Here is an 18,577-nt window from a genome sequence, read left to right on the forward strand (position 1 = left end):
AGCGGCACGATCAGACGTTGTTGTTGAGGTAGCCGAGCATCGAATCGGTGGTGGAGATGGCCTTGGCGTTCATCTCGTAGGCGCGCTGGGTCTCGATCATCGCCACCAGCTCCTCGACCACGTTGACGTTGCTGCCTTCCAGCGCGCCCTGGACGATGCCGCCCAGGCCATTGAGGCCCGGGGTACCGTTCTGCGCGGGGCCCGATGCCGTGGTTTCCAGGTACAGGTTCTCGCCCTTGGCCTGCAGGCCGGCGGGGTTGATGAAGTCGGTCAGGGTCAGCGAGCCGATCTCGACCGAAGCCGCGTCACCGGCCATCTTCACGCTGACCGTGCCGTCGGCACCGATGGTCAGCGACTGCGCCCCTTCCGGGATCTGGATGCCCGGCTGCACCGGGTAGCCGCTGTTGGTCACCAGCTCGCCCTGCGGGCTCATCTGGAAGCTGCCGTCGCGGGTGTAGGCCGAGCTGCCATCGGGCAGCATTACTTCGAAGAAGCCGCGGCCGTTGACCATCACGTCCAGGGCGCGGCCGGTCTGCTGCTGGCCACCCTGCTGGAAATTCTTGGACGTGGCCACCACGCGCACGCCGGTGCCCAGCTGCAGGCCGGTCGGCAACTGCGTCTGCGCCGAGGACGAGCCGCCGGGCTGGCGCACCTGCTGGTACAGCAGGTCCTCGAAGCTGGCGCGGTCCTGCTTGAAGCCGGTGGTGTTGGTGTTGGCGAGGTTGTTGGAGACAACGGACATGCGCGTCTGCTGCGCATCCAGGCCGGTCTTGGCGACCCACAGTGCCTGATTCATGAGCGGTTCCTCTGCGACGGGTGCCGGCCCTCAGGGCCGTTGCAGGATGTAATGCATGGCCTGTGCCAGACCCGCGCGCCAATCGGCCGGCGCGGCGGCGTCAGCCGTTCAGGCGCAGCAGCGTGTTGGCGCTGCGCGCGTTCTCGTCGCCGTGCTTGATGACCTTGACCTGCATCTCGAACTGGCGCTGCAGCTGGATCATCTGCACCAGTGCGCCGGCCGCGTCGACGTTGCTGGACTCGAGCATGCCGCTGTCCAGCGCCTTGCCCTGGACCTGGGCGAACGGCTGCTGCGGGTTGCTGTTGCGCATCAGCCCGTCGAGGCCGCGCTGCAGTTGCGCGTCGGGCGCCTGCACCACGCGCAGCCGCCCGATCATGGCCATGGTCTGCGGGCCTTCGCCCAGCGGGATGATCGACAGGGTGCCGTCGTGGCCGATCTCCATGGCCTGGTGCGGCGGCACCGCCACCGGGTTGCCGTTCTCGTCCAGCACCGCATTGCCGTCGGCGGTGACCAGCTGGCCGTTGGGGGTGAGCGTCAACGCACCGGCGCGGGTATAGGCCTCGCTGCCATCGCGCGACTGCACCGCCAGCCAGTTGCCCGGCTGCAGCGACAGGTCCAGCGCGTTGCCGGTGATCTGCTGTGCGCCGGTGCGACGGTTGAAGCCGGCATCGACGTGGAGCGCGTCGATCCGCGAAGCGTAGCCCTGGCCCTGGACCGGGAACGCCTCGGTGTTGGCCAGGGCTTCCTTGAAACCCGGCGTGTCGGAATTGGCCAGGTTGTGGGAAACGGTGGCCTGCGCCTGCAGCGAGGCGCGGGCGCCGGTCATGGCGACGTAGAGGGCTTTGTCCATGGGCAAGGGGGACCGGGAAGCGGGAAGAAGGGAACGACGGAATGCCGGCGATGCAGGGCGAGGGGCCAGGCGCGGGGAACGGCGCGGGCAGTGCGCGCCGTGTTATTGCCCGCTCCCGTTTGCCCGGGGTGCTGCCTCAGCGGATGTTGATCACGGTCTGGGTGATCTGGTCCTGGGTCGAGAGCATCTGCGCGTTGGCCTGGAAGTTGCGCTGCGCGGTGATCATGTTCACCAGCTGCTGGGTCAGGTCGACGGTGGAGGCCTCCAGCGAACCGGCCTGGATCTGCCCCAGGTCGGAGCTGTCCGGCGCACCGGTGCGCGGCGTGCCCGAAGCATAGGTTTCCGACCACAGGTTGTTGCCTTCGCCCAGCAGTCCCTGCGGGTTGTTGAAGTTGCTCAGCGCGACCTGGCCCAGTGCGACGTCCACGCCGTTGGAGTAGCGCGCATACACCACGCCCTTTTCCGAGATGTTGATCTCGTTGAGCTTGCCCGAGGCATAGCCGTCCTGGCCGGTGTTGTGCTGGTTGAACTTCTCGCCGTACTGGGTGGAGCCGGACACGTCCAGGCTCATCGCCAGCTGGCCGGCGCCGGTGCTCGGGGTGAAGGTGCCCAGGGTGATCTTGCCGTCGGCCGGCGCGGTCAGTGCGCCGCTGTCGGAGAACTGCAGCAGGGTCGGGGTGCCGATGACCGCCGGTACCGGCGGGGTGGCGGTGGGATCGCCGGGCACGCTGCCGTTGTTGACCGGCACGCCGTCGACGAAGTTGTACACCGCCCACTCGTTGGGATTGGCGGTCTTGACGAAGTACGAGGTCTGGATGTGGCTGACGCCCAGCGAATCGAACACGGTGATGCCGCCGCTGGAGTGGCTGTAGCTGTTGCTGACCGCCGGATCGAACGGCGTGATCGTCGGTTCCTTGGCGTTGGCCGGCAGGGTGAAGGCCAGCTGCAGCTGGCTGGTCGGGCGCGGCGCGCTGTCGCCGGACAGCAGGCGCAGGTCGGTCAGGGCGCCGTCGAAGCGGGTGCCGTCGGCGCTCGGCGCGTAGACCTGCAGCCGCGCGCCCTGCGGGTTGACCACGTAGCCGTTCTTGTCGGCCTGGAAGTTGCCGGCGCGCGAATACACCCGCGAGCCGTTCATGTTCAGGGTGAAGAAGCCTTCGCCGGCGATCGCCAGGTCCAGGCTGCGGCCGGTCTGGTCGATGTTGCCCTGCGAGAACTGCTGGGCCACGTTGGTCAGGCGCGCGCCCGAGCCGATGGCGTTGTTCTGCAGGCCATAGCCGGTCGCGGTCAGGACGTTGGCGAACTCGGCGCGCGATTCCTTGAAGCCGACGGTGTTGACGTTGGCGATGTTGTTGGCGGTGACGCTCAGGTCGGCGTTGGCGGTGCTGATGCCGGACAGGGAGGCATTGAAGCCCATGGCGATACTCCTGGGAATCCGTGGAAGAGGGGGCTCAGCTGACGCGGAGCACGTAGTCGAGCGGGGCCGCGCCCAGCCCCTTGAGGTTCAGGTAGAGGCCGTCGGAACCGACCGTCACGCTCTCCACCTCGGCCTCGACGTAGGTGCTGAGCTTGGTCTGCTTGCCGCTGGCGTCGGTGTAGGTGGCGGCGATGGTGTAGGCGCCGGCCGGCATGCGCTTGCCATTGGCGTCGGTGCCGTCCCACTGGAACGGCACTTCGCCAGAGGCGTCGGCCGCGACGCTGATCTGGTCGACCTTGTTGCCGTTGGCGTCGGTGATGTCGACGACGATGGTGCCCGCGCCGGGCGCGGCCAAGGTGCCGCCGGTCGCGCCCTCGTCGCCGAGCATGAACTTGGTCGACGGCACCAGCACGTCGTGGCCGACCATGGCCGCGCCGCGCAGGATCTGGTCGCCGGCCATCGATTCCTGGAAGCCGGTGACGCTCTTGTTCAATTCGCTGATGCCCTGCACCGTGGACAGCTGCGCCATCTGCGCGACCATCTGGCTGTTGTCCATCGGCTTGAGCGGATCCTGGTGCTGCAGCTGGGTGGTCATCAGCCGCAGGAAATCGGCCTGGTCCAGCGCGTCCTTCTTCTTGGTGCTCTTCGCGGCCGGGGCGTTGAGCCCGAGCGCGCCGAACAGGTCGGTATTGGTGTTGATGCTGCTCATGACGGGATCCTGTGGCGGCCGGCTCAGCGGCCCATGGTCAGGGTGGCCAGGGTCAGTTCCTTGGCCGTGTTGAGCATTTCCACGCCGGCCTGGTAATTGCGCGAGGTGGAAATGAGATTGACCATCTGCGCCACCGGGTCGATGTCCGGCGAGTAGACGTAGCCGTCGCCGTCGGCCAGCGGATGGTGGGGTTCGTAGCGTTTGATCGGCGGCGCCTCGCTCTGCGTGACCTGCTTGACCTCCACCCGGGTCAGTCGCGGATCCTCGCGGCTGGTGACCGCCTGGAAGATCGGCTCCAGCGGCTTGTAGGCGGCTTCGGCCGAGCCGGCCACGGAGTCGGCGTTGGACAGGTTGGAGGCAATGGTGCTCATGCGCACCGACTGCGCCTGCAGCGCCGAGCCGGCGATGTCGAAGATGGGCAGGTTGCTCATGGCGCTCCCCTTACTGGCCGGTGATGGCGGTGGTCAGGGTGCGCACCTTCGACTCGACGAAGCTCAGCGAGGCGCGGTACTCCAGCGCGGCGCGGCCATACGCGGCGCGTTCGGCATCCGGATCGACGGTGTTGCCGTCCAGGCTCGGCTGCACGCCGGGGCGCAGTACCTGGAACGGGTTCAGGCCGTCGCCGCCGATGCGGTAATGCTGTTCGGCGGTGGTGGCCAGCAGGCCGTTGCCGTCGGCGCCACTGGCGTTGCGCAGGGCGGCGTCGAAATCCAGGTCACGGGCCTTGTAGCCCGGGGTGTCGGCGTTGGCCAGGTTGCCGGCGATCAGCTTCATGCGCTGTTCGCGCAACGGCATGGCCTGGGCGTGGATGCCCAGGTAATTGGAAATCAGGTTGGGCATGGCGCACCTCCCGGGGGAACGATGCCCGGAAGGCTGCAAGCGGTGTGCCAGAACGCGGGAAACGCAGGGGAGGCGCGGGGAGCCCGGGGGAGGGCGCCGGTCCCCCGGTGGCGGGCCTGCCGGATCGGGATCGGGGCGCCGGCGGGGCGGGGCGGCCCCCTTGCTTCAGCGCAAGGCGCCCGCCTCCACGCGTCCCGGGGTCAGGCCGCTTCGGCCACCTGGCGCAGGCGCTGCAGCACGAAATCGGCCAGTTCGTGGGCGCTGTACTTGGGCACGAAGGCGTTGGCGCCCACGCGCTCGACCATGGCGTTGTTGAACACGCCCGACAGCGAGGTGTGCAGCAGCACGAACAACCCGGCCAGCCCCGGGTGGCGGCGGATTTCCGTCGTCAGGGTGTAGCCATCCATCGCCGGCATCTCGATGTCGGAGATGACCATGGCATAGCGCTCGGCCGGGTTCTCCCCGGCCGCGTGGATCTGCAGCAGGTGGTCCAGCGCCTGCTTGCCATCCGACAGCAGGGTGGCGGTGACCCCGAGCTGGTCGAGCACGCTGCGGATCTGCTGGCGGGCCACGCGCGAGTCGTCCACCACCAGCACCTGCATCGGCGGCGCGCCGGGCGGCAGGACCATCGACGGGTCCAGCACCGCATCCTTGCTGATCTGGGCGATGTCGGCCAGTACGCTCTCCACGTCGATCACCTGGATCAGCTCGCCCTGGAAGCGGGTGACCGCGGTCAGGTAGCTGGCCTCGGCGCCCAGTTCCGGCGGCGGCTGGATGTCCTCCACCGCGATGTTGACGATCCGTTCCACGCCGCTGACCAGGAAGCCCTGCACCGAGCGATTGAACTCGGTGACCACCAGGTAGCCGGGCGAGGTGTCGGCGTTGGGCTCGCGCTCCGGGTGGCCGATCGCCAGCCCCAGGTCCAGCACCGGTACCGAGCGGCCGCGCACGTCGGCCACCCCGGAGAACTGGGCGGGCAGGCCGGGCACCTGGAACAGGGGCGGGCGCCGCAGCACTTCCTGCACCTTGAAGACGTTGACGCCAAAAAGCTGACGGCCGCCGAGGCGGAACAGCAGCAGGGCCAGTCGGTTGTGGCCGGCCAGCCGGGTGCGCTGGTCGATGCGGTTGAGCAGGTCATGTGACATGCAGCCGGTATCGGCAGGGCGGGGGCGGGACTTGAGGGCCGGCGCGGGCGATGGCCGCACCTTGCGCCATGCATCGTGTCCGGGCACCGCCTGCGGCGGTTCCGGCACGCCGCTTGCAGGGCAATGGCCATTGTTCCCGTGGCGGAGTTCGCCCATGCGCCTGACGGCCCTGTTATGCCTGCTGCTGGCCCTTCCGGTCCAGGCCGCCGATTTCCAGTCGGTGGCCTCGATCCGTGCGGCCGCGCTGTCCACCCTGGACCCGGCCACCGAGGCCGAGGCCAGTGTCGATGCCGGCCTGCGCCTGCCGGCGTGCCCGGCGCCCCTGCAGGCCCGGGCCACCGGCAACCGCACCGTGGAAGTGGCATGTCCCCAGGCCGGCGGCTGGAAGCTGTTCGTGCCGGTGACGGTGCGGCGCGAGCAGGACGTGCTGGTCCTGGCCCGCGGCATCGCCGCTGGAGAAGTGCTGTCCGCCGCCGATATCGGCAGTGTGCGCCGTGACACCGCGCGCATCGCCGGTGCGGTACTGTCCGACCCGCAGGCGGCCATCGGCCGGGTGGCGCGGCGGGCAATGGGCGCCGGCACCCTGCTGTCGGCCAACGACCTAGTCGCCCCGCGGATCATCCGCCGCGGCGACAGTGTCGCCCTAGTGTCGCGGCGCGGCGGGGTCGAGGTGCGGGTGGCCGGCAAGGCGCTCGCCGATGCCGGCGAGGCCGACCGGGTGCCGGTCGAGAACCTGTCCTCGCGGCGGGTGGTGCAGGGCGTGGCCACGGCCAGCGGCGATGTGCTGGTTTCCCGTTAGATTCCACTAAAGATCAGTGCGCCGTTGCCGTTAACCCTTGTGTACCGAATCAGGACTTCCATCACATGAGCCAGAAAATCGACGGCGGGATCACGGCAAGCGCCCCGTTGCGCCCGGTCGCCACGCCCGCCAAGGCTACCCCCGCCGGCAGCGGCGAGGCACGTCCGGTCGAGGCCGCCGACAGCGTGCGCCTGACCGGCGAGGCCACCAGCCTGCAGGCCATGCAGCGGGAGCTGTCCGCCGCCCCGGCGATCGACAGCGCACGCGTGCAGGCCGTCCGCGAAGCGCTGGAGAACGGCAGCTACCGGATCAACCCGGACGCCATTGCCCAGCGCATGCTGGAGCTGGACGGACAGCTGAAGGCATGAAGCTGGGCGTGGCCGATCCCCTGCAGCAGTTGAGCGACGCGCTCGATGGCGAGCGCCAGGCGCTGGTCGAGCACGACGTGCAGGCGCTGGTGGCGGCCACGAGCCTGAAACTGGAAGCGCTGCGCATCCTCGAGGCGCGCCCGCCGCTGGAACACGCCGAACGCCTGCGCGAACTGGCCGAGCGCAACCGCGCCAACGGCGTGCTGCTGGCCCGCCGCCGCCGCGAGGTCAGCTGGGCGCTGCGCCAGCTGGGCCGCAGCGAGGCTTCGTCGGCCTACGACGCCAAGGGCCAGGCGCACCTGCTGCACACCCGCAAGCCGCTCGCCGTCGCCTGAGCGCAGCCCCCGCCGGGCGCTTGGCGCCTGCGCATCCGCGGTTATAGTGGGCGACCGTTCCACCGACCCGCAGCCCCGTGGCCGATACCGCCTCTCCCCCGTTCGCGACCTTTCCGTCTCCCGTCGTGCTGCGTGCGCTGAGCGACCGCATGGGCGACGGCATGCTGCTGTTCAACGACCGGGGCGAGGTTGCCCTGGCCAACGCGGTCGTGCGCGAGCTGTTCGGCGTGGCGCCTGGCGAGGTGGCCGGGCTCGCGCGGCGCCTGGCCGACCTGTTGCCCGCGGCGGCGCTGGGCCAGGCGCGCGAAACCGGTTGCTGGAGCGGCAGCCTGCCGCTGGGCGCGCGCGCGGTGATCGTCCACCTCTACCACCACGAGCACGCGGGCGAACACGCCTGCCTGGCGCTGTTCCGCCACATCGACGGGCAGGAGGATTACGAGCACGAGTTGCAGCGCCGCCATGCCGAGCTGCGCCAGGCCTACCTGCGGCTCAACGGCGCCCAGGAGAAGCTGCTGCAGTCGGAAAAGATGGCCTCGATCGGCCAGCTGGCGGCCGGCGTGGCCCACGAGATCAACAACCCCATCGGTTACGTGCATTCCAACCTGGGCAGCCTGCAGGAATACCTGCGCAGCCTGTTCACCGTGATCGAGGCCTACGAGCGCGCCCTGCGCGCGCCGGATCCGAAGGCATTGATCCCGGAGATCGACGATATCCGCGACCGCCTGGACATCGACTTCATCAGCCGCGACCTGCCGCAGCTGATGGCCGAATCGCGCGAGGGCATCGAGCGGGTGACGCGCATCGTGCGCGACCTGAAGGATTTCTCGTACTCCGGGCGCGACGAGTCGTGGAAGCTGGCCGACCTGCACGCGGGGCTGGAATCGACCATCAACATCATCTGGAACGAGCTCAAGTACAAGGTCACCCTGGAGCGTCGCTACGGCGAGCTGCCGATGGTCGAGTGCCTGCCCTCGGAGTTGAACCAGGTGTACATGAACATGCTGCTCAACGCCGGCCATGCGATCGCCGACCGCGGCCATATCGTGGTCAGCACCGGGGTGGACGGCGACGAGGTCTGGATCGAGTTCCAGGACAACGGCTCGGGCATTTCCCCGGAACTGCGCCAGCGCATCTTCGACCCGTTCTTCACCACCAAGCCGGTGGGCAGCGGTACCGGGCTGGGGCTGTCGATCTCCTACGGCATCGTCAACAAGCACCACGGCCGCATCGACCTGGACAGCACGGTGGGCGAGGGCTCGCGTTTCCGCATCGTGCTGCCGATCCGCCAGCCGAAGGGCTGAGCGCCGGCCACCGCCGGCGCCGCCGTGCCGGCGCGCCGACGGGCCTCACTCCAGGCCGTTGATCGCCCGGCCCTGGCTGCCGCCGCGCTTCTCGTCGTGGGTGCGGAACGCCTGGCGGATGTGCTCGCGCAGCTCGTCGTCGTTCCACGGCTTGGTCAGGAAGCGGTAGATCGCGCCGCGGTTGATCGCGTCGGTGACCGTATTGAGGTCGGTGTAGCCGGACAGCACCAGCCGGATGGTGTCCGGGTAGAGCATCTTCACCCGCCCCAGGAACTCGGTGCCGCTCATGTCGCTCATGCGCTGGTCGGACAGGATCACCTGCACGTCGTTGATCGCCAGCAGGTCGAAGGCGTCGCGCACGTTGCCGGCGGCGAGGATGCGGTAGCCGTCGCGGCGGAACAGGCGCACCAGCGAGCGCAGCACGTTCTCCTCGTCGTCCAGCAGCAGCAGGGTGCGGTCCGGGCGGGTCTCGGCGAACGCCTCCGGGCGCAGGTAGCGACGGCGCAGGGTCATGCCGGCGGCTTCGGCCGACATCGGCTCGCCGAACAGATAGCCCTGGAACACGTCGCAGTCGTTGCGGCGCAGGAAGCCCAGCTGCGCCTGCGACTCGACCCCGTTGGCGATCACCGTCATGCCCAGTTGGTGGCCCATGGCGATGATCGCGCGGGAGATGGCCGCCTCGCGGTTGGCCGCCGGTGCGCTCTTGATGAAGCTGCGGTCGATCTTGAGCTTGTCCACCGGGTAGCGCACCAGCGCGCTGAGGCTGGAGTCGCCGGTGCCGAAATTGTCCAGGCTCAGGCTGATGCCTTCGTTGCGCAGGTTGGCCAGGGTCTCGTAGACGAAGTTGACGTTGTTGGTCAGCGCGCTTTCGTTGATTTCCAGGGTCAGCATGCGTGCCGGCACCCCGGTGGACTGCAGCATCGCCATGGTCTCGGCGAAGAAGCTCGGCCGCAGCAGCTGCAGCGTGGACACGTTGACCGCGATGTTGAAATCGTCGAAGCCCTGGTCGCGCCAGATGCGTGCCTGGCGCAGGGTCATCTCCAGCACCCAGGCGCCGATCTGGACGATGATGCCGAGCCGTTCGGCGGTACGCATGAAGCGTTCCGGCACCAGCATGCCCAGCGTCGGCGACTGCCAGCGCAACAGCGCCTCCATGCCCACGACATGGCCGTCGCGGGCACTGACCAGCGGCTGGTAGCGCAGGCGCAGCTCGCCGTTGTCGATGGCGTCCACCAGCTGCCGGGAAATGATGCTCTCGCTGTGCGCGCTGAGCGGCTTGTGCAGCATGTGCACCTGTACGACGTTGCCGCCCTCGCGGCCGGCCTGGTGCAGCGCATCCTCGGCCAGGTCGAGCAGCCGGCTCGGGTCGGTGGCGTGCTCCGGGCTCAGCGACACCCCGATCTTGGCGGTCAGGAACAGGGTGTAGGGCAGCACCGAAAGCGGCAGCTCCATCTGCTGGCGCAGCTGTTCGGCCATGTCCTCCGGCAACGGCACTCCGTCCGCGCGCGGGATCGCCAGCACGAACTCGTCGCTGCCGTGCCGCCACAGCCGGCCGCGGCCGCGCAGGTGGTCGGCCAGGCGCTGCGCGACCAGCACCAGCGCCTGGTCGCCGACCTCCGCGCTCATGTTCTCGTTGACCGACGCGAAGTGGTCGATGTCCAGGTGCAGCAGCATCAGCGGCGTGCCGCCGCCGGCGGCCTCGGCGACCATCGCCGCCAGTTCCGGGTTGCCGGCGCCCAGGCGCGGCGGGGCGGGCATCGCGGCGGCCGCCTGCGGGGCGGGGTTCCACATCCTCAGGCTCCCTGGCAGGCGCTCGCCTGCGGCATGCGGTAGGGCAGGTGCAGCTCGACCTGGGTGCCTTCACCCGGCGCGGTATGGATGCGCAGCCAGCCGCCGGCGCTCTGCGCGCGCTCGCGCATCACCACCAGCCCGAGGCCGCGCGGGCCATCGGGGTCGAAGCCTTCGCCGTCGTCGCTCACGCGCAACCGCAGCCGGCCATCGCCAGCGTCCTCCAGGCACAGCCGGACCTGGCTGGCCAGCGCATGCCGCAGGGCATTGGTCAGGCTCTCCTGGGCGATGCGGAAACAGGCCTGCTCGACGTCGTTGTCCGGGCGCTGCGGCAGCTCTTCGACCTCCATCCGCAACTCCACCGCCGAGGAGCGGAAGAGCTGCCCGGCCTGCCAGCGCAGCGCCGCCTCGAGCCCGAGCGCATCGAGCTGCGGCGGGCGCAGCAGCATCGACAGGTTGCGCAGCCGCACCACGGTGCTGTCGACCAGCTCCACGATCTGCCCCAGGTCCTCGCGGCGGCGCCGGGCATCGTCCTCGTCCATCGCCGCATGCGCGGCCAGCTTGATCGCGGTGACCGCCTGGCCGATATCGTCGTGCAGGTCGCGGGAAATCGCCCGGCGCTCGTCCTCCTGCACCGAGAACAGGCGTCCGGCCAGGGCCTGCAATTCGCGGTTGCCGGTCTCCAGCGCCTTGCGGCTGGCCTCCAGCTCGGCCACGTCGCGCGCGGCCAGGCGCCGCACCCGGGCCAGCCGCGGCAGCAGCAGGAGCAGGGCGATACCCACATAGGCGGCCACCAGGATGACGGAGGTCACACTCCAGGCCAGCGCATGGGCCGGGATCGCCGTCCAGGCCCAGGGCAGCAGGCCGCACAGCAGGATCAGGCCGCCGCCTGCCACCACCACACCGTATGTGGTGCGTTGCAGGCTGGCCATTGCCGACTTGGTGGGGGCCGGGTGCGGCGAAGGGGGGGAGCCGTTGTGCATGTGCCGTGGCGGGGGGGGCGTGTTCGATCCGTGGACATCTTAACGGGCCATCGCAAACCGTGATGACGCAGTACTCAATTTCCGTGAAGGCCGGCCGTTATCCATAGAGTTCCCGGACCTCGGGTGTTTGACTGGAGCGGTAGCGCGTGGATCAGGGCGTCATTGCGAGCATGATGGGCCACCCGCTGGAGGGGGCGATCGTGCTGCTCGATCCGGAGGGCCAGCCGCTGGCCGCCAATGCCACGGCCCGTACCCTCGACCTGCCGCGCGGCCTGCAGGCGCATCGTCAGGCGCTGCAGGGGGTGCGCGACCGGGTTGCCGGCCAGGGGCAGGGACTGCTGCCATGCTCGGTGCCCACCGGGGAGCAGCGCGTGGATGGTTTCCTGAGCGCCGCCCGCACCCGGGACGGCGCCGTCTGCGCCTATATCTACAGCGCCACCCCGGCCGCGCCGCTGGCGGACGGGCGCTGGCCGCGGCTGCTGCACGACGCCGGGCACGAGGTCTGGGAGTGGGACGTGCCGGCACACCTGCTGGCGCAGTCGGGGCCGAGCGCAGGCGGGACCGCCAGCGGCAGCGTGCAGGCATGGCTCGGGCACACCCATCCCGATGACCGCGCCGCGCAGCAGGCCGCCCTGCGCGCGCACCTGGGCGATGCCACCAGCGCCTATGACTGCCGGCTGCGCGTGCGACGCGCCGATGGCGGATGGCAGACGGTGCACGATCATGGCCAGGTGGTGGCGTGGACGGCCGACGGCCAGCCGCTGCGCATGGCCGGCATCCGCATCGCCACCGCCACGGCGGACGCCGCCGATACCGAAGCGCAGGAGCAACAGGCGCAGCTGCGCCACCTGCAGCGCATCGCCGGACTGGGGACCTGGTCGTGGGAACGCGACGGCGGCTTTTCCTGGTCCGACGAACTGCACGCCGCCATCGGCCTGCCCGCGGGCAGTCTGCCGTCGGGCCGGCGCTGGCTGGAGCGGCTCGACGCCGACGCCCGCGCCCAGGTACTGGCGGCATGGCGGCGGCTGCACCGCGAGGGCCAGCCGCATGCATTCGAGCTGGTGCTCGCGGCCGGACCGATGGACGCCCCCGGCATCCACGTGCGGGTCTGGATGCATCCCCGGCACGATGCCAGCGGGCGCGTACGGCGCGTGGCCGGGCAACTGCAGAACGTGACCGAGCAGCGCCAGACCGACGCATTGATCCGCTGGCGCACCGAACTGCTCAACCGGGTCTCGGCGCTCGGCCGCATCGGCGGCTGCGAGATCGAGGTGGCCACCCGCGGCATGCTGTGGACCGACGAGTGCTACCGCATCCACGGCCTGCGCAAGGAACCGGTGACGCTGGAACAGGCGCTGGCGCTGTACACCCCCGATTCGCGCGACGGCTTCGAGGCCGCGCTCACCCGCATCGCCGAAGGCGGCCTGCCGGAACAGCTGGACCTGTGTTTCTACCGGCATTCCGGGCAGCGGGTGTGGGTGCAGGTACAGGTCGAACTGGACCGCCGTGAAGGCCTGCCGGAACGCTTCGTGGTGCTGTTCCGCGACATCACCCGCGAGCGCGAGGCCAACGAGCGCATCGAGCTGCTGGCCCATTACGACCTGCTGACCGGGCTGCCCAACCGCATCCTGCTGCGCGAACAGACCGAGGACGCCCTGGCCGAGTCGCGCCGCAACGGCAAGATCCTGGCGATGCTGTTCGTCGACCTGGACGGTTTCAAGTCGATCAACGACACCTTCGGCCACGCCACCGGCGACATGCTGCTCAAGGCCGCCGCGGCGCGGCTGCACCAGAACCTGCGCAACGCCGACCTGTTCGGCCGCTTCAACGGCGACGAGTTCGTGGTGGTGCTGCGCGACCTCGCCGACCCGGCCGATGCCGGCCATGTCGCGCGCAAGCTGATCGCTTCGCTGGCCTCGCCGCTGCACCGCGGCGACACCACCTTGAAGGTGGGGGCGAGCGTCGGCATCGCGCTGGCCGACGACAGCCATCGCGATTTCGACACCCTGCTGCGCGCGGCCGACGCCGCCATGCACGCGGCCAAGGAAGCCGGGCGCAACACGTACCAGTACTACAGCCAGGACGTGCTGGCCGGCATCCAGCGGCGCCTGCAGATCGAGCACGCGCTGCACGGCGCGCTCGAACGCGAGGAGTTCCAGCTGGTCTACCAGCCGCTGGTCAATGTCGACGCCACCCGGCCGCCGGCGATCGAGGCGCTGCTGCGCTGGACCTGCCCGGAGCTCGGGCCCTGCAGCCCGGCCGAGTTCATCCCGGTGGCGGAGAAATGCGGCGAGATCGCGCGCATCGGCGAGTGGGTGCTGAACGAGGCCTGCCGCCAGGCGGCCGCCTGGCATGCCGCGGGGCTGATGTTCGAGCGGGTGGCGGTCAACGTGTCGGCCATGCAGTTGCGCGAGCGCGGCTTCGCCGAACAGGTGATCGCCATCTGCGAACGCCACCGCTGGCCACCGCAACGGCTGGAGCTGGAGCTGACCGAATCGGCCCTGATCCGCGACAGCGACGCGCTGCGGCAATGCTTCGACACCTTCGAGCGCAACGGTGTGCTGCTGGCCGTTGACGATTTCGGCACCGGCTTCTCCAACCTGCATTACCTCAACCGCTTCCCGGTGCAGCGGCTGAAGATCGACCGCAGCTTCGTCCAGCGCATGCTGCACGATGCCGGCACCGCCGAGGTCACCCAGGCCATCGTCCACCTCGGCCATGCGCTGGGGATGCAGGTGGTGGCCGAAGGCGTGGAGACGCGCCAGGAAGAGGCGATGCTGTTGCGCCAGGGCTGCGACGAAATCCAGGGCTATCTGTACTCGCGGCCGCTGCCGTCGCGGGACATGGCGCAGTGGCTGCGCCGCTGCGACGAACGCGGCGGCCCCGGCGCGGCGGCCGCTGCCGCCGCGGACATCCCCGCCGCGGTCACCTGAGCCCCGGCGTCCTCAACGCGCGTCGCTCCCGCTCGTCTGCGGCGTGACCGCCACGCGCCGGCCCGCGGATCGCCGGCACCGGGCACGCGCTTCACGCCCCCTCGCCCCCACGCCTGAACCCCGCGCCCGCCTGTCGACGGCGACCGTCGGCGACGGGCGCAGTGGCTGCCGCCGATGGCGCGTCCTGCGGCAACCTCCGGTACCGGCGGCCTGAATCCCGCTATTGGCGCCGCCGCAGTGGCGCAGGGCGTAAACCGATACGAAGCTTGTCAGCGCCGCAGGCCGCAGGGCGCGCTGCCCGCGCAGCGCCACGCCGTCGTCATCGCCATCACTATCGCCATCGCCATCGCCCGGCGGGCAGGGCAGTCGGGCCCGCGCGGGCTGCGGAATGCGCTGCAATGCCAGCGGTGGCGCATGCCTCCGCGGCCGCTTCCGGCCGCTGTCGCCGGCACCGTTACCCGCCCATCGCCCGCGCCGCTGCGCCGGGTTGGCGTCGCGGTCGGCGTGGCCCACCGCCCATCGCCGGCACCTGCTGGCCGGGCGTCAGCGGCACCGGCAGAAGTTCAGGTCCCAGGCCACCAGGATCGCCGCCGGATCATCGTGCGCGGGCAGGTCCGGCATCGGCAGCGGCGCGGTGCGTGCCAGCTCCTGCTGCGCCAGCGCCTCGAGCGCCACCAGGCGGTCGCGGACGTGGGGGCTGCCGGACGCCGGCTCCGCGGCCTGCGGGCCCACCATTGCGGCGGCCTCGGCCCAGCCGGCCGGCAACGACAAAACCCCGGCCGTGGCCGGGGTCGTTGTCGCCTCGTGGCGGGAATCAGAACAGCTCAACCGTTCCCGCGCCCATGCTCTGCTGCGCCACCGGCTTGTGCGGCGGGCGCTCCCACTCGCTGCGCATCTCGCGCAGGCGGCTGCCGGTACGCTGCAGCGCCAGCACCAGTTCGCCGTCGAGCGCGCCGCCACTGCGGTGCAGCAGTTCCTGCAGCGCCACCGCCTCGCGGTTGATCGCGGTCAGGCGGTCCAGGTGGGTGTGCACGCCGCCCAGGGCCTGGGTGGCGATGTCCTCGAACTGCAGGGCGCGCACGGCTTCGGCGACGCTGCTGTCGATCGCGCGGCCGCACTCGGAAATCTCGCGCATGCCTTCGCCCAGCGAGTTGTTGATCGCCGCCACGTTCTCGAGCATGGCGGCCGCTTCGTGGCGCGCCTCGCGGGAGCGGTCCATGTCGCGCGAGGCCATGTGCGAGACGGTCTCGCGGACCTTGGCGATGGCGTCCTTGGAGCTGTGCGCGAGCTTGCGGATCTGCTCGTTGAAGGTGGTGGAGCGCTCGGACAGGTTGCGCACCTCGTCGGCGACCACCGCGAAGCCACGACCGGCCTCGCCGGCACGGGCGGCCTCGATGGCGGCGTTGAGCGCCAGCAGGTTGGTCTGGTCGGCGATCGACTTGACGTCTTCCAGCAAGGCGAAGATGCCGTCCAGGTGCTGCGCCATCTGGTCGATGTGCTGCACGGTGTTGCTGCTCTGGCCGCTGACCTGCTCCAGCGCCTCGACCAGCTGCTCCATCTGGTGGCTGGCATGCTGGGCGAAACGCGCCACGTCCACGCCGCCACCGCCATCCTCGCCGGCACGGTCGACGATGCGGGCCAGCGCCTGGCTCTGCTGGCGCGACTTGCGGTTCATCGCATCGAAGCTGCTGCCCAGCCCGGCGACCGCCTGGCGGATCAGTTCGCGGGCGCGTTCGATCTCGCCACGCGAGCCATCGATCTCGTTGCTGACGAAGCTGCGCAGCTCGTTGAGCAGCTGGTCCTGCTCCTTGAGCACGCGGGCGTGTTCTGGCGAACGCTGCGACTGGCTGTACGCGCTCCAGTAGGCGAACACCAGCCAGCTCAGCGCCATCGTGGTCAGGATCGCCCATACCACGGCCGCGGGCCAGGCGAACGCCAGCGCCAATGCCAGCAGGAAGGTCAGGGCCAGCGGGGCGGCCAGGCGGATTGCAATGCGTGAATACATGGACGTTCTCGGGAGAGTCACGATTGCAGTATCGGCCGTGCCGGTCCGGTCTTTAGCCGCCGCCGCGCAACCTGCGCGAGATCGCTTCGAGCATGGCCCGGCGCGAGAACAGGAAGTCCCAGTAACTGCCGCCGAGCTGGCGCCACAGCACCGCCGAGCGCACCGCCGCCAGCAGCAGCGCACGGATCTCGGCGACCACTCCGGCCTGTCCCAGGTAGTGCGGGTTGCCCTGGACCATGATCCGCGGCTTGAGCTGGCTGATGGTGTCCGCGTACAGGCCGCCCATCGCGCCCAGCACCTCCGGATGTGCCGGGTCGCCCAGCTCGCGGGCCTGGGCGGCGGCACGCGCGATGCCGGCCTGGACCTTGTCCACGGTGGCGCGTTCGCGCACGAAGCGGCGTTCCAGCTGCATCACCGACAGCGCCAGGCGCGGCAGCAGCTCGTCCTTGCCCTGGTTGCCGAAATAGTCGCGCAGCAGGCGCAGCCCCGGTTCCAGCTGGTGGCTGTCGCCGTACACCGCGGCGGGGGAGGGGGCGTCGATGCGCATCACGCTGTCCATCGCGGTGCGGACCACGGCGCCGTCGGAATGGCCGGTTTCGGCGATGCGCCGCACCTGCTGCAGGGCCTGGGCGATGCCGGCCAGCGCCAGGACACGGTCGTCGAAGGAAAAACTCATGCTTGCCTCTCAGGGAAAACGGGCCAGGGCGCACGCTGCTCCAGCGGCGCGTCGGTGGCGGCGATCACCGCACCACCCAGGCATTCGGGGCCGTCATACAGCACCAGCGACTGCCCGGGCGTGACCGCCCGCTGCGGGCGCTCGAAGCGTACCTGCACGGTGCCGTCGTCGCCCACGCGCACCTGGCAGGGCTCGTCCGGCTGCCGGTAGCGGGTCTGCGCGGTACAGCTGAAGGTGCTGGCGGGTGCGCTGCCGCCGATCCAGTGCATGGCTTCGGTGCGCAGGTGCCGGGACTGCAGCCACGGGCTGTCGTGGCCCTGGTCGACATACAGGATGTTGGCCGCCACGTCCTTGCCGACCACGTACCAGGGCGCCGCCGGCCGGCCGCGCACGCCGCCGATGTTCAGCCCCTCGCGCTGGCCCAGGGTGAAATAGAACACGCCGGGATGGCGGCCGATGGGTTGCCCGTGCGGATCGCGGATCTCGCCTTCGCGCGCGGGCAGGTACTGGCCCAGGAACTGGCGGAAATCGCGTTCGCCGATGAAGCAGATGCCGGTCGAATCCTTCTTGGCATGGGTCGGCAGCGCCGCTTCCTGGGCGATGCGGCGCAGCTGGCTCTTTTCCAGGTGGCCGATCGGGAACACGGTGGCGGCCAGCTGCGCCTGGCCCAGCTGGTGCAGGAAGTAACTCTGGTCCTTGCCGCGGTCGGCACCGCGCAGCAGCCGCCAGCGTCCGCCCGCCTGCTCCACCCGCGCATAGTGGCCGGTGGCGATGCGCCCGGCGCCCAGCTCGCGGGCGGCGTCCAGGAAGTGCTTGAACTTGACCTCGCGGTTGCACAGCACGTCCGGGTTCGGGGTACGCCCGGCCGCGTACTCGGCCAGGAAGTGCTCGAACACGCCCTGCCAGTACTCGGCGGAGAAATCGCGGAAATGGAACGGGATGCCCAGGCGGCCGCAGACGGCCACGGCGTCGCGGCGATCCTCCTCGGCGCGGCAATGACCTTTGGCCGCTTTCGGCATCCCGCCTTCAGCGGCACTCGCGCTGTCCTGCGCATCGCCATCGTCGGCCCAGTTCTGCATGAACAGGCCGGCGACATCCAGCCCCTGCCGCACCAGCAGCAGCGCCGCGACGGACGAGTCCACGCCGCCGGACACGCCCACCACCACGTCCGGGCGGCTCATGGCACCTGCCTCAGGATCGACAGCGGGTGGCGCTGCCCGGCCAGCCAGTCCGACACCGTCTGCCAGACCAGCGGGCTGCGCAGCCGGGCCATGTCCGCCTGCAACGCGGCCGGGGTCAGCCACAGCGCCTGCACGATGCCGCTGTCCAGTGCCTGGTCCGGGTGATGCCGCAGCGGCTCGGCGGCGAAGGCGAAGCGCAGGAACGGGGTGCCGTCGGGCGCGTTCCACTGGTAGGCGCCGATGAACGCGGTCGGCCGCACTTCCCAGCCGGTTTCCTCGCGGGTTTCGCGCACGGCCGCCTCGACCAGGCTCTCGCCGGGGTCGAGGTGGCCGGCCGGCTGGTTCAGCACCCGCCGTCCGTCCTTCTCCTCTTCCACCAGCAGCACCTGCCCGGCGCGGCACACCACGGTGGCCACGGTGACGTGGGGTGCCCAGCGCCGGGAGCTCAACGCAT

18 protein-coding genes and 1 pseudogene are annotated in these 18,577 nt (G+C 70.2%); 5 read left to right on the forward strand and 14 right to left on the reverse strand.

What is annotated here, in order from left to right; all coding sequences use genetic code 11:
- Positions 1–10: 10 nt before the first annotated feature.
- From flgG to AC06E6_RS03200, 7 genes are all read right to left on the reverse strand, one after another.
- On the reverse strand, positions 11–796 hold the full coding sequence (gene flgG, locus AC06E6_RS03170; RefSeq protein ID WP_104938831.1) for a flagellar basal-body rod protein FlgG: 786 nt from the start codon (positions 794–796) through the stop codon (positions 11–13).
- A 100-nt stretch (positions 797–896) separates the two neighbouring features.
- The gene (locus AC06E6_RS03175) at positions 897–1,646 is read right to left on the reverse strand and encodes a flagellar basal body rod protein FlgF (protein WP_240212780.1); all 750 of its coding nucleotides are present in this window, start codon (positions 1,644–1,646) and stop codon (positions 897–899) included.
- Positions 1,647–1,782: 136 nt separating this feature from the next.
- Positions 1,783–3,060, reverse strand: coding sequence for a flagellar hook protein FlgE (gene flgE, locus AC06E6_RS03180; RefSeq protein WP_478060313.1), 1,278 nt, complete (start codon positions 3,058–3,060; stop codon positions 1,783–1,785).
- A 34-nt stretch (positions 3,061–3,094) separates the two neighbouring features.
- Positions 3,095–3,769, reverse strand: a complete 675-nt coding sequence (locus tag AC06E6_RS03185; protein WP_104938828.1) for a flagellar hook capping FlgD N-terminal domain-containing protein — start codon at positions 3,767–3,769, stop codon at positions 3,095–3,097.
- 23 nt (positions 3,770–3,792) lie between these two features.
- Complete coding sequence (gene flgC / locus AC06E6_RS03190) at positions 3,793–4,200, reverse strand: flagellar basal body rod protein FlgC (RefSeq protein WP_104938827.1); 408 nt, start codon at positions 4,198–4,200, stop codon at positions 3,793–3,795.
- Between the two features lie 10 nt (positions 4,201–4,210).
- Entirely contained in the window at positions 4,211–4,609 is a 399-nt protein-coding gene (gene flgB, locus AC06E6_RS03195) for a flagellar basal body rod protein FlgB (protein ID WP_161614430.1), read from the reverse strand.
- Between the two features lie 200 nt (positions 4,610–4,809).
- A complete protein-coding gene (locus AC06E6_RS03200; protein ID WP_240212779.1) occupies positions 4,810–5,754 on the reverse strand; it encodes a chemotaxis protein in 945 nt (314 codons plus the stop codon).
- 154 nt (positions 5,755–5,908) lie between these two features.
- Here AC06E6_RS03200 and flgA point away from each other — a divergent pair, with 154 nt between their 5' ends.
- From flgA to AC06E6_RS03220, 4 genes are all read left to right on the forward strand, one after another.
- Positions 5,909–6,553 (forward strand): flagellar basal body P-ring formation chaperone FlgA, encoded by a 645-nt coding sequence (gene flgA / locus AC06E6_RS03205; RefSeq protein ID WP_104938825.1) that lies wholly within the window; start codon positions 5,909–5,911, stop codon positions 6,551–6,553.
- A gap of 65 nt (positions 6,554–6,618) precedes the next feature.
- Positions 6,619–6,921 carry a flagellar biosynthesis anti-sigma factor FlgM gene (gene flgM, locus AC06E6_RS03210; RefSeq protein ID WP_478060316.1) on the forward strand — a complete coding sequence of 101 codons (303 nt, stop codon included), beginning with the start codon at positions 6,619–6,621 and terminating at the stop codon, positions 6,919–6,921.
- Between the two features lie 2 nt (positions 6,922–6,923).
- Positions 6,924–7,256, forward strand: a complete 333-nt coding sequence (locus AC06E6_RS03215) for a flagellar protein FlgN (RefSeq protein ID WP_199776821.1) — start codon at positions 6,924–6,926, stop codon at positions 7,254–7,256.
- A gap of 149 nt (positions 7,257–7,405) precedes the next feature.
- Positions 7,406–8,557: an ATP-binding protein gene (locus tag AC06E6_RS03220; RefSeq protein WP_104940192.1), complete on the forward strand. Its 1,152-nt coding sequence runs from the start codon at positions 7,406–7,408 to the stop codon at positions 8,555–8,557.
- Between the two features lie 45 nt (positions 8,558–8,602).
- Here the strand turns inward: AC06E6_RS03220 and AC06E6_RS03225 are convergent, their stop codons facing one another.
- Both AC06E6_RS03225 and AC06E6_RS03230 read right to left on the reverse strand, forming a co-directional pair.
- On the reverse strand, positions 8,603–10,348 hold the full coding sequence (locus AC06E6_RS03225; protein WP_478060318.1) for an EAL domain-containing protein: 1,746 nt from the start codon (positions 10,346–10,348) through the stop codon (positions 8,603–8,605).
- Between the two features lie 2 nt (positions 10,349–10,350).
- Positions 10,351–11,076 (reverse strand): annotated as a pseudogene (locus tag AC06E6_RS03230) (sensor histidine kinase); the annotation flags it as partial.
- Positions 11,077–11,474: 398 nt separating this feature from the next.
- Between AC06E6_RS03230 and AC06E6_RS03235 the strand changes: the two are divergent.
- A complete protein-coding gene (locus AC06E6_RS03235) occupies positions 11,475–14,261 on the forward strand; it encodes a bifunctional diguanylate cyclase/phosphodiesterase (protein WP_478060320.1) in 2,787 nt (928 codons plus the stop codon).
- A gap of 543 nt (positions 14,262–14,804) precedes the next feature.
- On the opposite strand, the gene AC06E6_RS03240 is transcribed toward AC06E6_RS03235, so the two are convergent.
- The 5 genes from AC06E6_RS03240 to AC06E6_RS03260 all read right to left on the reverse strand — a co-directional run bounded on the left by AC06E6_RS03240 (position 14,805) and on the right by AC06E6_RS03260 (position 18,572).
- Positions 14,805–14,996 carry a hypothetical protein gene (locus AC06E6_RS03240; RefSeq protein WP_478060322.1) on the reverse strand — a complete coding sequence of 64 codons (192 nt, stop codon included), beginning with the start codon at positions 14,994–14,996 and terminating at the stop codon, positions 14,805–14,807.
- Between the two features lie 79 nt (positions 14,997–15,075).
- Entirely contained in the window at positions 15,076–16,266 is a 1,191-nt protein-coding gene (locus tag AC06E6_RS03245) for a methyl-accepting chemotaxis protein (protein WP_104938818.1), read from the reverse strand.
- A 52-nt stretch (positions 16,267–16,318) separates the two neighbouring features.
- A complete protein-coding gene (gene hflD, locus AC06E6_RS03250) occupies positions 16,319–16,942 on the reverse strand; it encodes a high frequency lysogenization protein HflD (RefSeq protein ID WP_104938817.1) in 624 nt (207 codons plus the stop codon).
- Positions 16,939–18,123 carry a tRNA 2-thiouridine(34) synthase MnmA gene (gene mnmA, locus AC06E6_RS03255; RefSeq protein WP_104938816.1) on the reverse strand — a complete coding sequence of 395 codons (1,185 nt, stop codon included), beginning with the start codon at positions 18,121–18,123 and terminating at the stop codon, positions 16,939–16,941. The genes hflD and mnmA overlap by 4 nt, the downstream gene beginning before the upstream one ends.
- The gene (locus tag AC06E6_RS03260) at positions 18,120–18,572 is read right to left on the reverse strand and encodes an NUDIX hydrolase (protein WP_237723511.1); all 453 of its coding nucleotides are present in this window, start codon (positions 18,570–18,572) and stop codon (positions 18,120–18,122) included. The genes mnmA and AC06E6_RS03260 overlap by 4 nt, the downstream gene beginning before the upstream one ends.
- Positions 18,573–18,577 lie beyond the last annotated feature (5 nt).

The sequence above is a fragment of the Stenotrophomonas sp. Steno-Z10-HUANG genome, assembly GCF_056393075.1.

Coding starts and splice junctions, on each gene's coding strand:
- flgG (WP_104938831.1), bottom strand. CDS start 796: ATGAATCAGGCACTGTGGGTCGCCAAGACCGGCCTGGATGCGCAGCAG.
- AC06E6_RS03175 (WP_240212780.1), bottom strand. CDS start 1,646: ATGGACAAAGCCCTCTACGTCGCCATGACCGGCGCCCGCGCCTCGCTG.
- flgE (WP_478060313.1), bottom strand. CDS start 3,060: ATGGGCTTCAATGCCTCCCTGTCCGGCATCAGCACCGCCAACGCCGAC.
- AC06E6_RS03185 (WP_104938828.1), bottom strand. CDS start 3,769: ATGAGCAGCATCAACACCAATACCGACCTGTTCGGCGCGCTCGGGCTC.
- flgC (WP_104938827.1), bottom strand. CDS start 4,200: ATGAGCAACCTGCCCATCTTCGACATCGCCGGCTCGGCGCTGCAGGCG.
- flgB (WP_161614430.1), bottom strand. CDS start 4,609: ATGCCCAACCTGATTTCCAATTACCTGGGCATCCACGCCCAGGCCATG.
- AC06E6_RS03200 (WP_240212779.1), bottom strand. CDS start 5,754: ATGTCACATGACCTGCTCAACCGCATCGACCAGCGCACCCGGCTGGCC.
- flgA (WP_104938825.1), top strand. CDS start 5,909: ATGCGCCTGACGGCCCTGTTATGCCTGCTGCTGGCCCTTCCGGTCCAG.
- flgM (WP_478060316.1), top strand. CDS start 6,619: ATGAGCCAGAAAATCGACGGCGGGATCACGGCAAGCGCCCCGTTGCGC.
- AC06E6_RS03220 (WP_104940192.1), top strand. CDS start 7,406: ATGGGCGACGGCATGCTGCTGTTCAACGACCGGGGCGAGGTTGCCCTG.
- AC06E6_RS03225 (WP_478060318.1), bottom strand. CDS start 10,348: ATGTGGAACCCCGCCCCGCAGGCGGCCGCCGCGATGCCCGCCCCGCCG.
- AC06E6_RS03240 (WP_478060322.1), bottom strand. CDS start 14,996: ATGGTGGGCCCGCAGGCCGCGGAGCCGGCGTCCGGCAGCCCCCACGTC.
- AC06E6_RS03245 (WP_104938818.1), bottom strand. CDS start 16,266: ATGTATTCACGCATTGCAATCCGCCTGGCCGCCCCGCTGGCCCTGACC.
- hflD (WP_104938817.1), bottom strand. CDS start 16,942: ATGAGTTTTTCCTTCGACGACCGTGTCCTGGCGCTGGCCGGCATCGCC.
- mnmA (WP_104938816.1), bottom strand. CDS start 18,123: ATGAGCCGCCCGGACGTGGTGGTGGGCGTGTCCGGCGGCGTGGACTCG.